This is a genomic window from Psychrobacter sp. T6-1, assembly GCF_052258445.1.
In genome coordinates this window covers 1-536 of record NZ_JBQQFC010000813.1, presented here as the reverse complement: position 1 = coordinate 536, position 536 = coordinate 1, and the positions used below count along the sequence as shown (strand labels likewise).

Below are 536 nucleotides of genomic sequence, written 5' to 3'. Positions count from 1 at the left end.
TTATCTGACTTACTAACCATAGCAAAGCTTGCGCGGAGTAGCTTCTACTATCATAGAGCGCAGCTTTGCAATAAAGACACATACGCTGATTTAAAACAGCGTATCACCACCTTATACCACAAGCACTGAGGCAGATATGGTTATCGTAGAATAACGGCTGCACTAAAGCAGCTAGGGGTTCATCATAACCATAAGCTTATCGCCAAGCTTATGAAACAGTTGAAGCTCAGTGCACGGATTCGACGGCAGAAGTGGCGCTCATATAAGGGACAACAAGGTAAAATAGCGAAGAATCATTTAAAGCGTCGGTTCCATGCCAGTCGTCCACATAAGCGCTGGCTCACTGATATTACCGAGTTTAAGGTCGGTGATAACAAATTATATTTATCGCCAATACTCGATTGTTATAACAATGAGATTATCAGTTATACGCTCTCAAGAAGGCCCACCTATGATTTAGTCAGTCGAATGCTAGATTGTGCGCTGGACAAGACTAAAGCCAGTCGTGACAAGAAGCTAATGCTACATTCAGATCA

At 42.7% G+C, this 536-nt stretch carries 1 protein-coding gene and 1 pseudogene; both read left to right on the top strand.

Annotation, left to right across the window (positions count from 1 at the left end):
- Window positions 1–150 precede the first annotated feature (150 nt).
- Window positions 151–195 (top strand): annotated as a pseudogene (locus tag ACTXGO_RS16125) (hypothetical protein); the annotation flags it as partial.
- Between the two features lie 15 nt (window positions 196–210).
- The coding region (locus ACTXGO_RS16120; protein ID WP_443575236.1) for a DDE-type integrase/transposase/recombinase at window positions 211–536 on the top strand (326 nt) is incomplete at its 3' end.